We start from the raw sequence: 13,223 nt of genomic DNA, 5'->3' as shown, positions 1-13,223 counted from the left end.
TAAAAACCGGGATCAGCCCGGTTTTTTTACGACATAAACAGGTGCCCCATGACCACGATAGAAGACGAATTGATTATCGGCCTCGTGTCGATTTCGGACCGCGCCAGCGACGGCGTGTATGAAGACCAGGGCATCCCGGCCCTGGAAAGCTGGCTGGCTGCCGCCATCCGTACGCCATTCCGCCTGGAAAAGCGCTTGATCCCGGACGAGCGTTCGCAGATTGAAAACACCCTGATCGACATGGTCGACCTGAACCATTGCCACCTGATCCTGACGACGGGCGGCACGGGTCCCGCGCGGCGCGACGTGACGCCGGATGCGACCTTGTCCGTCGGGACCAAGGAAATGCCCGGCTTCGGCGAACAGATGCGCCAGATCAGCCTGCAATTCGTGCCGACGGCGATCCTCTCGCGCCAGGTGGCCGTGATCCGCGAGACGCCCGAGCGCGCCGCCCTGATCATGAACTTGCCGGGCCAGCCGAAAGCCATCAAGGAAACCCTGGAAGGGCTGAAAGATGCTGATGGAAATCAATTGGTCAACGGCATCTTTGCCGCCGTGCCATATTGCATCGACCTCATCGGCGGCCCCTACATGGAAACCGACCCGGCCATCTGCAAGGCCTTCCGCCCCAAATCGGCGCTGCGTCCGGCGCAACCTTTACCTGAGGAAAACACATGAGCACTTTGCTGGAAACCATCGAACTCGACAGCGCACCGAATCCCACCGTCTCCATCATCTGGATGCACGGCCTGGGCGCCGACGGCAATGACTTCGTGCCCCTGGTCAAAGAACTCGACCTGCGCGGCTGCCCCGCCATCCGTTTCATTTTCCCCAGCGCCGGCACCATGCCCGTCACCATCAACAACGGTTATGTGATGCGCGCCTGGTACGACATCCTCGTAAGCGACCTGGTGCGCCGCGAAGACGAAGCCGGCCTGCGCGCCTCGCAGCAGCAGATCGAAGCGCTGATCGCGCGCGAAACAGCGCGCGGCATTCCCGCCAGCCGCATCATCCTGGCCGGTTTCTCGCAAGGCTGCGCCATGACCCTGCAAACGGGCTTGCGCCACGCCGAGCCGCTGGCTGGCCTGATGTGCCTGTCCGGCTATCTGCCGCTGGCCGACAAGACGGCGCTTGAACGCACGCCGGCCAGCCTGCAGACGCCGATCTTCATGGCCCACGGCACGGCCGACCCGGTGGTGCCGATCGCCCGCGCGCAGCAGTCGCGCGACTTGCTGACCGGTATGGGTTACAAGGTGGAATGGCACGAGTACATGATGCAGCACTCGCTGTGCCAGGAAGAGATCGACGCCATCGGCGCCTGGCTGAAAAAAGTGCTGGCCTAAAATAAAACAGGCGCGGTGTGCGCCGCGCCTGCTGTTTTGCCGAACGCCGGGAACGATCAGTTCGCCGGCGTTTTTTGATTCCAGACCTTCAGCATGTCGGGCGACGCTTCCGAACGGATGCCGTTATCCGTCAGCACCGATTCCGTGGCGGCCAGCATGTCCTTGCGCGGCACGACGACCAGCTCGGCATCGCGCTGCTGGAAACGGAAAGTCAGCAGCTCATCCGTCTGGTCGCGCAGCAAAGCCACCAGGTGCGCCAGACTGCGCACGGGCACGCCGTTGATGGAGTCGATGACGGAGAAGAAGCGGGTGCTGTAGCCATTCATCAGCTTGTGCGGGAAAAATGGTGCGGCGACCACCACCAGTTCCTCGCGCTCGGCATCGGGCGCATCGCCGCGGCGCGTGACGAGCGGATTGCCGGCAAAGCTCATGCCATACAACATGGGTGCATTGCCGTTTGGCGCGGCCATGAATTCCGTCGTGGCGCGCGAAAAGACCATCGGACCGAAGATGAAATACGAGGGGTAATTCCCCTGCAGGCCGGAAATGAGCATCGGGTGCTCGGCCGACACGGGCAAGCTGACTTTCAGCGGTGCACCCTGGCGCACGACCGTCAGCGGCAGCATGCCATTTTTCGCCAATTGCTGCACCCGGTACTGGAAACGCACGCGGCTATTGCTATTCAGTTTGACCATACCCTGGTTATCGATGGGAAATTCACCGATGTGCGTAATGACATCGAATTCCTTGAGCGGATATTGCGCATCCTTGCTGGCCGGCTTCATCACCACCGCGCCTTCGACGCCCTTGGCCAGCCTCAGGTAGCTGCGCAGCGCCGGGTTTTCCAGGGTCTGCGTCACGTCGCGCATGGCCGGCTTGCCCTTCGGTGCGCCAGCGGCCTGGTCGCGCAGGAACAATTCGATTTCCTCGTTAGGAATAATGTAGCCGATATTTTGCGCGTTGAGCATGCCGGCAAACGCCAGGCCGATCATCTTGTCGCCGGCGACCACCGGCCCGCCGCTGTTGCCCGGATTGATGGCCGCATCGATCTGGATGCGCAAGCCGGACACGGGAAAGTTGTAGTGCACGAATTCGATGCGCGAGACGATGCCCTTGGTGATCGACAGCGAAGTGCCGCCCGTCGGATAACCATAAGCCAGCACAGCATCGCGCACGTCAGGCAGGACATTGGCGCGCGGCAGCGGCTTGTGGCTGTCGAAAAAACTTTCGTCCTCGACTTGCAGCAAGGCCAGGTCCATGCCGCGCGAAATGGCCAGCACGGTGGCGCCTATCTTGTCGCCGGCGCCATTGGCCTGGATCTGCACCTGGCTGGCATAGCCCACCACGTGCGCGTTGGTGAGGATGCGGTGGCCATCGATGACCACGCCCGATCCCGTCACCGATTGCGGCGCCGCCTTGCTCCACGGCTTGTAGGGGTCGGGGCCGCGCAAGGTGGAAAACACCTTGACGACGGAATTCTCCAGGGCCGAAGCGCTGGCGGCGGCGCTCTCGGCAGCCAGTGCACGCCCTGTCATCAACGGGCAAAAAGAAAAGGCCAGTACCAGCAAGGCACGGCCCATCAGGGTGAAGCACGAACGAGTTTTCATTGGGCGTTTTCGCAATGGAAGGGAATCAAAATTATATATTGATTAATTGCAAAATCATTACAATTTGTCCATCTTCCAGCGAAGAGCGCCGCTACTCCGGCAACGGCGCCACGCCCAATGCCGGCACCGCCGTCTGCGCGCCATTCATGACCATGGCCAGGAAGGTGTAGTAGCCATTGATCCCCATCAAGTCCACCACGCCGTGCTCGCCAAACAGGGCCAGCGCCTGCGCATACGTGGCGTCGCTGACCCGCTTGTTTTGCTGCAGCTCGATGCAAAAATCGTGCACGGCTTGCTCGTCCTCTTTCAAGGAAACAGGCGCGCGCCGCGCGGCGATGGCGTCCACGGCCGCCTGCGCGATGCCGTTTTGCACGGCCAGCGGCGCGTGAATGGCCCACTCGACCTGCTGGTCCCACTGGCGCGCCGTCACCAGGATCGCCAGTTCCGACAGCCGCGTGCCGATGGCGCTGCGGTAGCGCAAATACTCGCCCATGCGCTGCGCCGTTTCCATCAGCTCGGGGCTGCGGATCAGCGGCACGAAGGGGCCGTACAGCGCCCCGCGCGGACCGTCGATGATGGCTTGCGCGGCGGCGCGCTGCTGCGGATCCAGTTGCTTCAGCGGCAGCGCGGGCAGGCGGTCGATAGCGCTACCAGCCATCAGGCGGTCCAGGCGACCACGTCCTGCTGCTGCTCGCCCAGGCCGGCGATACCCAGGCGCATGCTGTCGCCTTTTTTGAGGAAGCGCTGCGGCTTGCGGCCCTGGCCAACGCCCGGCGGCGTGCCCGTGGCGATGACGTCGCCCGGTTCCAGGGTCATGAATTGCGACAGGTAGCTGACGATCTGCGCCACCGTGAAGATCATGGTTTGCGTATTGCCGGTCTGCATGCGCTTGCCGTTGACTTCCAGGTACAGGTCCAGGTCTTGCTCGTCGATGACTTCATCGCGCGTCACCAGCCATGGGCCGACGGGGCCGAAAGTGTCGCAGCCCTTGCCTTTGTCCCATTGGCCGCCCCGCTCCAGCTGGTACGCGCGCTCGGAAATGTCGTTGACGACGCAATAGCCGGCCACGTATTTCAGGGCATCTTCTTCGCTGACATACTGCGCGCGCGTGCCGATGATGACGCCCAGCTCCACTTCCCAGTCCGTCTTCCTGGAACCTTTCGGCAGCACGACATTGTCGTCCGGGCCATTCAGGCAGGTAATGGCCTTCATGAAGACGATCGGTTCGGCGGGAATCGGCATGCCGGATTCGGCCGCGTGGTCCGCATAGTTCAGGCCGATGCCGATGAATTTCCCGACCTTGGCCAGCGGCACGCCGAAGCGTGGATTGCCGCGCACCAGGGGCAGCGTCTTTTCATCGACCTTGGCCAGCTTGCGCAAGGCCTTGTCGGACAGTTGTGCACCGTCAATATCGGCAATCACGCCGGACAGGTCGCGCAGTTTGCCTTCTTCATCGATCAGGCCCGGTTTTTCCTTGCCTGGACGTCCATAACGAACGAGTTTCATAGTCTTCCTTGGAGTTGATCATTGCCGCTGTGCAGTCTGCCATTTTACCGGATGGCCCGGCACGCCTGTAGCGGTGGATGAAAAACATCGCAAGTCCCGGCAGCTGCAAGGCCGCCAGCACGCCAAACGCCGCCTGGTAGGCCTGCGGCGGATACTGCAGCTGGCTGTTCAGGGGCCAGCAGCCAAGGATCAGGCCAAAGCCCGCCTGCACCAGAAAAGCGCCCGTAAAAATCAGCAAGTTCAGGCAGGTGGCCGCCCTGCCCGTCAAGCTGGCCGGCATGCTTTGCGCGACGATCGCATACTCGAGGCCCGTCACCGTGCCCAGCAAGGTAAACAGCACGGACAGCAAGGGCAGGCTGGGCACGCTATTGCACGCCATGGCCACCTGTACGGCGACAAACAGGACGATACCCATGGCGGCCACTTGCATGGGCGCCATGCCGCGCCGCCCCGCCCACTCCGTCAGCATGCCCATGCCGATGGCGCCGAAGATGACGGCCGCCATGCCCAGGTACAGCAGATACGCGACATTGTCGTCGGACAGGCCGCCCACATCGGCCAGCCAGCGACCTATCCACAAGCCTTGCACGCCAAAGAACACCGTGTGCGGCAACAGGATCAAGCCGATGGTGCGGCGAAAAGCCGGGTCGCGGTAGACGCTCCACACGCTGGCCTTGTTGACCGCGGCGGCAGGCGCGGGCGTGGCCGGCGACAAGATACGGATCAGCAAGCCGATGGCCAGCACCGCCAGCGCCAGCCCCAGGAAGATGCCGCGCCAGTCCGTGTAATGCAGCGCCAGCTTGACAGGCATGGTGGCCGTGGCCGCGCCGAGGCCGCCGACGGCGATCAGGTAGCCATGCACGGACGGCAGGCGCGCGGGGGCGATGGCGCACGAGATCGCCTTCACGGCCGCCATGAAGCAGCCGCCCAGCCCGGCGCCCATCATGGCCCGCGCCCACATCAGTTCGGTAAAACTGTGGCCCCGGCTAAACAGCCACACGCCGGCGGCCGCCAGCGCCAGCAGCCACACTTGCACGGTGCGGGGACCGTAGCGGTCGAGCGCCATGCCAACCGGCAATTGCACCAGTGCAAAGGCGAGAAAGAAGGCGCTGGTCAGCAGTCCCAGCTGGGCAGGCGTCAGGGCGATGGCGCCCAGCAATTCCGCCGTCAGCACGGCATTCACGCCGCGCAGCAGGCACGACAGATAATGCCCAAGCGCGAACGGCAGGAACACCAGGCAAAACACGGCCACGCCGGGGCGCGCTGCTGCGCCGCCGTGCATGCTCAGGCAGCCTGCGCCAGGCGGATGACTTTATGCGGCACCTGTGGCACAGGTTCATCCGTCTCGAAGAAGAATTTATCGTGGCCGAACGCGGGTTTCAAGTGATCCATCCACGTCGCTTCCGCATCGAATTTCGCATAGAACGGCCGGCGCACCCAGTCCGGATTGCGCGCCTGCAAGAACTGCAGGGCGAACAGTTTTTCGCCATTGATGGTGACGATGCCGTCGATGACGATCTTGCCGGGAAACGCGCTCATGGACGGTCCCCGCACCGTGCGCGACAGGCCGGACACCATCTGGTAGGCAGCCTGGAAAATCTCGTGCGCTTTTGCCAGGGGCAACTCGAAATAGCCGCGCGGACCCGTGTCCCGTTCGACAAACATGTAATACGGAATCGCTCCCAGCCGCGTGCCCGTCTGCCACAGTTCGGCCCAGCTGTTCGGGTCTTCATTGATGTGGCGGATCAGCGGCCCCTGCATGCGCAAGGTGGCACCCGTGGAAACGATGCGCTTCACGGCTTGCTGGGCGATGTCCTGGCGCAACTCGACAGCATGGCTGTAATGCCCCATCACGGCCAGGTTCTTGCCCGCCTTGACGATGCGCTCGAACAGGCGCATCAAATCATCCGCATCGCGGTCGGAGACAAAGCGCTGCGGCCAATACGCCACCGCCTTGGTGCCGATGCGAATGTTCTGGATGTGCTCGAGACCCGGCTCCAGCAGCGGCTCCAGATAGGCGGCCAGTTGCCGCGTGTTCATGATCATCGGGTCGCCGCCCGTGATCAGCACGTCCGTTACTTCCGGATGCAGCTTCAGGTAGGCGGCCAGCTCATGCGACTCGCGCGCATCGAACTTCATATCGTCCATGCCGACGAACTGGGGCCAGCGGAAACAGAAAGTGCAATATGCGTGGCAGGTCTGGCCGGCGCTGGGGAAGAACAGCACCGTCTGCGCATATTTATGCTGCAGGCCGCGCACGGGCGCATCGTTGACACGTGGCACGTTGTGCGTCATCTGCCCGGCCGGATGGGGATTCATGCCCAGGCGCAAGCCGTGCACATAGGCATCAATGGCCGCCTTGTCCCGCTTGACCAGCACCAGCTCGCGCAAATGCGCGTACTGCTCGGGCGGCAGCATGTCGCGGTGGGGAAAGACCAGACGATAGATGGGATCGTCCGGAATATTGTTCCAGTCGATCAGCTGGTCGAGCACGTATTCATTCGTGCGAAATGGCAACACATGCGAGACCACTTGCACGGCTTCGCGCTGCTCGTCCGGCATCCAGGCCCACTGCCGCGCCTGCTGGATGGTTTGCCGCGTATATGGTTTGAACTTGGGTGAGAACGGCTCGGTAATGAGTGCGGACACGGTCGGCTCCTTGCCAGTAAAGATCGATAACTTCCATGAAACCGGCCCGATTCCGGCCAGTTCCAGCCTATTTTTCCGCATGCGGCGAATACTTGGCATGCTGCGAAAGTCATCATAGTTCTTGCCATGCGGAACCAAATTGCCGCATATCAACAACCATGGCAATACGCCGCAAGCTGCCTGTGAGCAACACCTTAGTTTGTGCCAGCGCAACTTGAGGGGGACCAGCGCGACGTAAATTACGGCTTGGCAACACATCCATCGATATTCACAAGGAGCTTTCATGAAACGCTTATTCACGGGTAGCCTGCTGTGCCTGGCATTTGCCAGCGCCAGCGCCGCCGTCGAGCCCACGGAAAAAGATGCCATCGCCATGGCCGAACGGGGTGCCGCCTACATGAAGGCGCATGGCAAGGAAGAAATGATGAAGAAAATCACGGCGAAGGATCCCGATTTCGTCCAGGGTTCGCTGTATGTGGACATGCGCGACATCAAGACAGGCATCGTGCTGGCCCATCCCATCAACCCGTCCATCGTGGGTAAGGATTTGACGGATGTGCCGGATGCGAATGGCAAGAAGTATCGCCGTGAAATCATCGAGCTGGCGCAAAAACAGGGCAAGGGCTGGGTCGATTACCAGTACAAGAATCCCACCAGCGGCAAGATCGAGCCGAAGACCACCTACATCCTGCGCGTCAACGACGTGGTGCTGGAAGCGGGCATCTACAAAAAATAGCCATCCCCGGCGCAGTGCGGGCGCGGCGGCTGGCTGCCGCGGCCCTGCGGCGTGCACAGCCACTGGCAGGAGTCAGACATGCTCAATAAACTACGCATCGGACCAAAATTGCTGCTGGCGCCCGCGCTGGTCCTGCTGCTGCTGATACTCAGTTCGGCCGGCGCCTGGTATGGCATGGTGCGGCAAAATGCCTCGCTGGAAAACATGGTGCAGGTACGCATCACGCACCTGAAGGCCGCCGCCGACGTGGCGGGCGACGCCAAGCATGTGCACGGCAATATGTACCAGCTGCTGTCATGGACCAATGGCAGTTTCGCCAAGGCCCGTATCGATACGCTGGAGCAGCAGATCAAGCTGCGCCACGCCGCCATCGGCACCCAGCTGGCGGCGCTGCGCGGCACGGCCACGGGCGCCGAGCGCAGCCTGGTCGATGCGGCCATCACGGCGCTGGCCGGCTACCGCAAAGCGGTGCTGGAAACCATGGAAATGGCGCAGATGGATCAATCGATCGCCACCAATTCCATGCTCAAGGCGGAGACGCAGTTCGTCCAGTTCAATGCACAGCTGGCGCAGCTGTCGGCGCTGGAAACCACCCTCAGCAGCCAGGCGCACGCGACGGCCAGCGCGGAATTTCGCAGCCTGGGCTGGAGCTTGCTGCTGACCGTGCTGTTGTCCATCGTGCTGTCCATCGTGGTGACCATGCTGGTGCGGCGCGCCATGCTGGCCGAGATACGCGGCATCGCCGACGCCGTGCAAGACCTGGCGGCCGGCAAGCTGACGGCCGGCGCGCCCAAGCAGGGCAATGACGAGATCGCCGACACGTCGCGCGTGCTGGACCAGACCATCGCCAACTTGAACCAGACGCTGCGCACCATCATGGAGGCCGTGCAATCGATCGACACGGCCTCGCATGAAATTGCCAGCGGCAACCTGGACTTGTCGGCGCGCACGGAAATGCAAGCCAGTTCACTGGAAGAAACGTCGAGCGCCATGGAAACCCTGACGGAAGCCGTCAACGACAATGCCAACAATGCCCAGCTGGCCTGCGACCTGGCGGCGCAAGCGTCCGACCTGGCCGTGCAAGGGGGTACGGCGATGCAGCAGGCGGTGGCGACGATGGCGACCATCCGCGCCAATTCGCGCCAGATCGTGGACATAATCGGCGTGATCGACGGTATTTCCTTCCAGACCAACATCCTCGCCCTGAACGCGGCGGTGGAAGCGGCGCGCGCGGGCGAACAGGGCCGTGGCTTTGCCGTCGTCGCTTCCGAAGTGCGCACCCTGGCGCACCGCTCCGCGCAGGCGGCCAAGGAAATCAAGACCCTGATCGCCACGTCCGTGACCACCATCGATGGCGGCAGCGTGGCCGTGCAGCAGGCGGGCGAGCGCATGGGCGCCATCGTGGCCTCGGTGCAGCAAGTCAACGACATCATCCAGCGCGTCAAACAGGCCAGCGCCGAGCAGGCGTCGGGCATCACGGAAGTGAACCAGGCCGTCACGCAAATGGATGATGTCACCCAGCAAAATGCGGCCCTGGTGGAACAGGCCGCCGCCGCCGCGGCCAGCCTGCAGGATCAGGCCGTGAAACTGTCGGCGGCCGTGGCCGTGTTTACCCTGGACAGCCAGGCGCCGGCCGCGCATGGCAGCGCGGATGAGCAGGCGTTCCAGGACCCGGCCAGCGCCGCGCGCGGCACACACGCGGAACGCCGCGCGCTGCACAGTGCGCTGCGCGGTACGCCCCACGGCAAGGCCGCAGGTGGCGCAGCGCGCAAGCAGCGCGCCACCTGAGCCCTTCGCTACGCGGCGGGCACGCGCATGGGTTTGCTTAAATACGGCGACCCGGCCAGCACGAAACGCCACGGCGTCTCCATCGCCTTGGAAATGCCGATGCGCGGTCCCGCCTGCACCGCCACCGCTTCCTCGCGCGCGCGCAAGGCGAACGGTGGCGCATCGAGCGCCAGGCGATTGTGCAGATGGCTCACGCCCAGCGCCTGACAGACCTTGCCCGGCCCCGAGCACAGCAGCCGCAAGTCCGCCACGCCGCGCCGTTCACGCATGGCATCGATGCCCGCCAGCGGTTCGATGGCGCGGATCAGCACGCCAGCGCCATGGCCCGGTTCGCGGCACACAAAATTCAGACACCAGTGGATGCCGTACGAGCGGTACACATAGGCGTGGCCGGGCGGGCCGAACATGGCCGCGTTGCGCGGCGTCAAGCCGCCATACGTGTGCGACGCCGGGTCCAGCCGGTCATACGCTTCCGTTTCCACGATGCGTCCGCCCACGCCGTCGACCAGCACGGTGACGCCGATCAGCTGGCGCGCCACGGCATGGGAATCGTCCGCGAAATCGATACCGGCAAGGATGTTTTTCATGCAGCAATTGTAGCGCCACCCCGGCCGCCGCACGCCGCCTGGCCACTTGAAAACAAATAAAAATTACTGTTTCAACCATGAAAATCACCGTCCCGACCGCCACAAAATGGCAAAAAGTGGGGATTTTTTCGACAATCTATTGCTGAGATGAACTATTGCCATCCATAAACAGCGATAATCGTCCGGCACTGCACAGCCCGCCCATGCGAGGGCAGCAGTCGCGCAACACGATAACCACCAGGCAAGGCAATGATGATGAGAGCGGCAGCGCAAGTGCAGGTAGTGCAGGAAGATCCGGTTGACGCCTTGATGCGCTCCATCCGTATCCCGCCACGCCCCAGCCTGCTGGTCGACCTGCAGCGCGAACTGGCCGAAGACGACCCGTCACCGCGCCGCATCGCGCGCATCATCGCCGATGACGTCGGCATGTCGGGCGCCCTGCTCAAACTGGCCAATTCGCCGTTCTATGGCGCCGCGCGCAAGGCCAAGTCCGTCGAGCAAGGCATCAATTTTCTGGGCATCAACCAGTGCAGCGCCATGATGACGGGCTTGCTGGCGCGCCAGGCGCTGGAAGCGGAAGGCGTCGAGCTGACCAATTTCTGGGATGTCTCCGCCAAGCGCGCGCGCGCCCTGGTATTTACGTCGCGCAAGCTGCGCATCGCCCCGCCCGACATCGCGCATACTTTCGGCCTGTTCTGCGATATCGGCGTGCCCCTCTTGATGAACCGCTTCCCCGACTACGTCAACACGTACGCGGCGGCGGCCAACGATGCGCACAATTGTTTTACGACACTGGAAGATGCGCGCCACCAGACCAACCACGCGGCCATCGGCTGCTTGCTGGCGCGCAACTGGGGCCTGTCCTCCGATGTCTCCTGGGCCATCTTGCACCACCACGACTACACGGTACTGGCCGACCCGTCCACGGACGACGCCATCCGCTCGCTCGTTGCCCTGTCCTTGCTGGCCGAAAAGGGCATTCAGCGCTACCATGGCAACAGTACCTCGCTGGAGTGGGACAAGGGCGGTAGCCTTGCCTGCCAGCATCTCGGCCTGTCGGAAGAAGAAGCGGCCGACCTGCTCGACGAGCTGCACGAGATGTTCGATACCGACCATTGATGTATCTGGCGGCCGCGTCCGCCTGTATGATCTGTCCGGCGCCAGGCAAGAGCCTTGGCGCCCGTTTCCGTTTGCCTGACCCGTTTTACTTAACCTGTTGATCGCCATGCCCAAAAATAAGCGCCCTGTTCCCCGTAAATCCGCCAACACGCCCGAAGACAAGGATGAAGCCGTCACGCGCATGCTGTGCACCATGGCCCTGAACCTGGCGGAGCAGGAAGACAGCGATTCGCAGGGCACGGTGCTGGCCGAACAAGCCGTGGAATTTGGCCGCCTGATCCGCAAGGCCTTGAATCAAAAGAAAGATGAAGTGCTGTACGACGCCGTCGAGCGGGCGAAATACGAAGACGTGGGCGCCTACCAGTACCTGCGCAGCCATGTCGAGGAGGCCGCATCCATCGCCGTGATCCGCCGCGACAATGCGCCCGCCATGGAAATCAATGCCTTCGTCGTGCCCCTGCTGGTGCAAAGCACGGGCGGCCTGAAGGAAGCGGACGGCTTCCAGGACCAGGAGGCGTTCGAGGCGCTGGTGAAAAGTTTCCAGCAGGCGCAGCTGGAAAGCGCCAAGGCCAAGGTTGTCCTGATGAGCCATGCCTACGACCTCGACGAGATCGACCGCATCACCTACAGCCATCTGCATGAAATGGTGCGCGACGCCTACAGCTCGATGACGGACAAGAAAATCACCGCCACGCCGGGCCTGGAACGCAGCATCGCCGGCTGGAGCGAGACGGCCTTCGGTGCGCAGGACACGGCCGTCGAACTGCGCTTCCTGCTGGGCTTTGCCCTGAAGCGCGTGGACGATCCCTTCTATGTGGAACCGAAGGACGAAGCGGCGCTTGACGCCTGGTTCGACGCGCGCATGGCGCGCTACCAGCAGTGGACGACGGAAGTGGGCGAGCTCGTCAAGCGCTGTCTGGCGCCGGCCGGCAATGCGCTGGAAGTGAGCTTCCTGTACCAGGATCTGTTCCACGGCGGCAAGGAACAAGGCATGAGCGAATATACCATGCTGCAAATGATGTCCGGCATCAACCATGCCCTGGCAGAAAACAAGCTGGACGCCGCCGACGTTGCCGTGGTGGCCGGCCCGGCCGACGAGCACGGCGACATGCTGTTGCGCGTGAATGTGTATGCGGCGGATGGCGCACTGCTGCACAGCGCCGACAAGCCGCTCGACCTGGCCGCCGACCTGCAGGACGAAGTCGACGACATCTGCGACGCGCTGGCCACCATCGGCGTGACGCAATTATCGGTGGCGCTGAAGTTCGATGCCAAGGGCCAGCCGCTGGAAGTGCAGGCCTACGCGCCGGCGTAAGCTGGCGACATGCTCAAGGCGCGGCCGGCTCCGGTTGGCCGTGCAACTGCAGCCACGCGTGCAGCTTTTGCGCATACGCAAGCGTGTGCGCCGGACTGCTCGACGGCAAGCTGACGATGCGGTAGCGCCGCGCGTGCTCGCCCAGCACCTTGATGCCCAGCTTGGCAGCCGTGCCGCCGTTGAAGGCGATCGTGTGCAGCCGTGGCAGGCTGGCCGCCAGCGCCACCAGGTCGTTGTCGTCGCGTGCGCGGATGTTGCTGTCGAGGCTACCCGCGCGCTGCGCCTGCGCCACCACGTCCCACAGGCCCACGCCGTGCGCCAGCAAGGTCGCCAGGCGGCTGTCGTAAGGCAGGCTGGCCAGGTCGACGCCCAGCACTGCGCCGACCAGCATCCAGAACTTGTTTTGCGGATGCGCATAGTACTGGCTGTGCGCCAGGGATTTTTCGCCGGGCAAACTACCCAGTATCAGCAAGCGCGTGTTGGCGTCGACGACCGGATCGAAGCAGCGCTTGCGGGGCTCGGAAGTTGCCGCTGCGCGGCTTAGATGCAGACTCAAAAGTGGCGTCCTGTGCG

The 13,223-nt window shown here is 63.1% G+C and carries 13 protein-coding genes; 6 read left to right on the top strand and 7 right to left on the bottom strand.

Features of this window, described 5'->3' with window-relative positions:
* Positions 1 to 48: 48 nt before the first annotated feature.
* Both mog and ACQ4WR_RS04230 read left to right on the top strand, forming a co-directional pair.
* The gene (mog, locus tag ACQ4WR_RS04235; protein ID WP_436485530.1) at positions 49 to 678 is read left to right on the top strand and encodes a molybdopterin adenylyltransferase; all 630 of its coding nucleotides are present in this window, start codon (positions 49 to 51) and stop codon (positions 676 to 678) included.
* Positions 675 to 1,343 carry an alpha/beta hydrolase gene (locus ACQ4WR_RS04230; RefSeq protein ID WP_436485528.1) on the top strand — a complete coding sequence of 223 codons (669 nt, stop codon included), beginning with the start codon at positions 675 to 677 and terminating at the stop codon, positions 1,341 to 1,343. The genes mog and ACQ4WR_RS04230 overlap by 4 nt, the downstream gene beginning before the upstream one ends.
* 56 nt (positions 1,344 to 1,399) lie before the next feature.
* Here the strand turns inward: ACQ4WR_RS04230 and ACQ4WR_RS04225 are convergent, their stop codons facing one another.
* From ACQ4WR_RS04225 to ACQ4WR_RS04205, 5 genes are all read right to left on the bottom strand, one after another.
* Positions 1,400 to 2,950 carry a S1C family serine protease gene (locus tag ACQ4WR_RS04225; protein WP_436485527.1) on the bottom strand — a complete coding sequence of 517 codons (1,551 nt, stop codon included), beginning with the start codon at positions 2,948 to 2,950 and terminating at the stop codon, positions 1,400 to 1,402.
* Between the two features lie 91 nt (positions 2,951 to 3,041).
* Positions 3,042 to 3,608, bottom strand: coding sequence for a carboxymuconolactone decarboxylase family protein (locus tag ACQ4WR_RS04220; protein ID WP_436485526.1), 567 nt, complete (start codon positions 3,606 to 3,608; stop codon positions 3,042 to 3,044).
* Positions 3,608 to 4,456, bottom strand: coding sequence for a fumarylacetoacetate hydrolase family protein (locus ACQ4WR_RS04215; protein ID WP_102297317.1), 849 nt, complete (start codon positions 4,454 to 4,456; stop codon positions 3,608 to 3,610). Before ACQ4WR_RS04215 ends, ACQ4WR_RS04220 begins: the two co-directional genes overlap by 1 nt.
* Positions 4,401 to 5,738, bottom strand: coding sequence for an MFS transporter (locus ACQ4WR_RS04210; RefSeq protein ID WP_436485524.1), 1,338 nt, complete (start codon positions 5,736 to 5,738; stop codon positions 4,401 to 4,403). The genes ACQ4WR_RS04215 and ACQ4WR_RS04210 overlap by 56 nt, the downstream gene beginning before the upstream one ends.
* A gap of 2 nt (positions 5,739 to 5,740) precedes the next feature.
* Positions 5,741 to 7,018 carry a KamA family radical SAM protein gene (locus tag ACQ4WR_RS04205; RefSeq protein ID WP_308410634.1) on the bottom strand — a complete coding sequence of 426 codons (1,278 nt, stop codon included), beginning with the start codon at positions 7,016 to 7,018 and terminating at the stop codon, positions 5,741 to 5,743.
* Positions 7,019 to 7,388: 370 nt separating this feature from the next.
* On the opposite strand from ACQ4WR_RS04205, the gene ACQ4WR_RS04200 reads away from it, so the two are divergent.
* Both ACQ4WR_RS04200 and ACQ4WR_RS04195 read left to right on the top strand, forming a co-directional pair.
* Positions 7,389 to 7,841 (top strand): cache domain-containing protein, encoded by a 453-nt coding sequence (locus ACQ4WR_RS04200; RefSeq protein WP_102297322.1) that lies wholly within the window; start codon positions 7,389 to 7,391, stop codon positions 7,839 to 7,841.
* 78 nt (positions 7,842 to 7,919) lie between these two features.
* Positions 7,920 to 9,629, top strand: coding sequence for a methyl-accepting chemotaxis protein (locus tag ACQ4WR_RS04195; RefSeq protein WP_436485522.1), 1,710 nt, complete (start codon positions 7,920 to 7,922; stop codon positions 9,627 to 9,629).
* Positions 9,630 to 9,637: 8 nt separating this feature from the next.
* Here ACQ4WR_RS04195 and ACQ4WR_RS04190 read toward each other — a convergent pair whose 3' ends face one another.
* On the bottom strand, positions 9,638 to 10,216 hold the full coding sequence (locus ACQ4WR_RS04190) for a DNA-3-methyladenine glycosylase (protein ID WP_436485520.1): 579 nt from the start codon (positions 10,214 to 10,216) through the stop codon (positions 9,638 to 9,640).
* Between the two features lie 252 nt (positions 10,217 to 10,468).
* On the opposite strand from ACQ4WR_RS04190, the gene ACQ4WR_RS04185 reads away from it, so the two are divergent.
* Entirely contained in the window at positions 10,469 to 11,335 is an 867-nt protein-coding gene (locus tag ACQ4WR_RS04185) for an HDOD domain-containing protein (RefSeq protein ID WP_102298364.1), read from the top strand.
* 106 nt (positions 11,336 to 11,441) lie between these two features.
* Complete coding sequence (locus tag ACQ4WR_RS04180; protein WP_436485518.1) at positions 11,442 to 12,650, top strand: hypothetical protein; 1,209 nt, start codon at positions 11,442 to 11,444, stop codon at positions 12,648 to 12,650.
* Positions 12,651 to 12,663: 13 nt separating this feature from the next.
* Here ACQ4WR_RS04180 and ACQ4WR_RS04175 read toward each other — a convergent pair whose 3' ends face one another.
* Positions 12,664 to 13,206 (bottom strand): DNA-deoxyinosine glycosylase, encoded by a 543-nt coding sequence (locus tag ACQ4WR_RS04175; protein ID WP_436485517.1) that lies wholly within the window; start codon positions 13,204 to 13,206, stop codon positions 12,664 to 12,666.
* Positions 13,207 to 13,223 lie beyond the last annotated feature (17 nt).

Origin of the sequence: Janthinobacterium amylolyticum, assembly GCF_051380655.1 — a bacterium.
Classification (GTDB): domain Bacteria; phylum Pseudomonadota; class Gammaproteobacteria; order Burkholderiales; family Burkholderiaceae_D; genus Janthinobacterium.
The sequence above is the reverse complement of the archived record's forward strand: the minus strand, read 5'-3'. Positions and strand labels throughout refer to the sequence as shown.

Excerpts from the sequence above, each read along its gene's own strand:
- mog (WP_436485530.1), top strand. The coding sequence starts at position 49 with ATGACCACGATAGAAGACGAATTGATTATCGGCCTCGTGTCGATTTCG.
- ACQ4WR_RS04230 (WP_436485528.1), top strand. The coding sequence starts at position 675 with ATGAGCACTTTGCTGGAAACCATCGAACTCGACAGCGCACCGAATCCC.
- ACQ4WR_RS04225 (WP_436485527.1), bottom strand. The coding sequence starts at position 2,950 with ATGAAAACTCGTTCGTGCTTCACCCTGATGGGCCGTGCCTTGCTGGTA.
- ACQ4WR_RS04220 (WP_436485526.1), bottom strand. The coding sequence starts at position 3,608 with ATGGCTGGTAGCGCTATCGACCGCCTGCCCGCGCTGCCGCTGAAGCAA.
- ACQ4WR_RS04215 (WP_102297317.1), bottom strand. The coding sequence starts at position 4,456 with ATGAAACTCGTTCGTTATGGACGTCCAGGCAAGGAAAAACCGGGCCTG.
- ACQ4WR_RS04210 (WP_436485524.1), bottom strand. The coding sequence starts at position 5,738 with ATGCACGGCGGCGCAGCAGCGCGCCCCGGCGTGGCCGTGTTTTGCCTG.
- ACQ4WR_RS04205 (WP_308410634.1), bottom strand. The coding sequence starts at position 7,018 with ATGCCGGACGAGCAGCGCGAAGCCGTGCAAGTGGTCTCGCATGTGTTG.
- ACQ4WR_RS04200 (WP_102297322.1), top strand. The coding sequence starts at position 7,389 with ATGAAACGCTTATTCACGGGTAGCCTGCTGTGCCTGGCATTTGCCAGC.
- ACQ4WR_RS04195 (WP_436485522.1), top strand. The coding sequence starts at position 7,920 with ATGCTCAATAAACTACGCATCGGACCAAAATTGCTGCTGGCGCCCGCG.
- ACQ4WR_RS04190 (WP_436485520.1), bottom strand. The coding sequence starts at position 10,216 with ATGAAAAACATCCTTGCCGGTATCGATTTCGCGGACGATTCCCATGCC.
- ACQ4WR_RS04185 (WP_102298364.1), top strand. The coding sequence starts at position 10,469 with ATGATGAGAGCGGCAGCGCAAGTGCAGGTAGTGCAGGAAGATCCGGTT.
- ACQ4WR_RS04180 (WP_436485518.1), top strand. The coding sequence starts at position 11,442 with ATGCCCAAAAATAAGCGCCCTGTTCCCCGTAAATCCGCCAACACGCCC.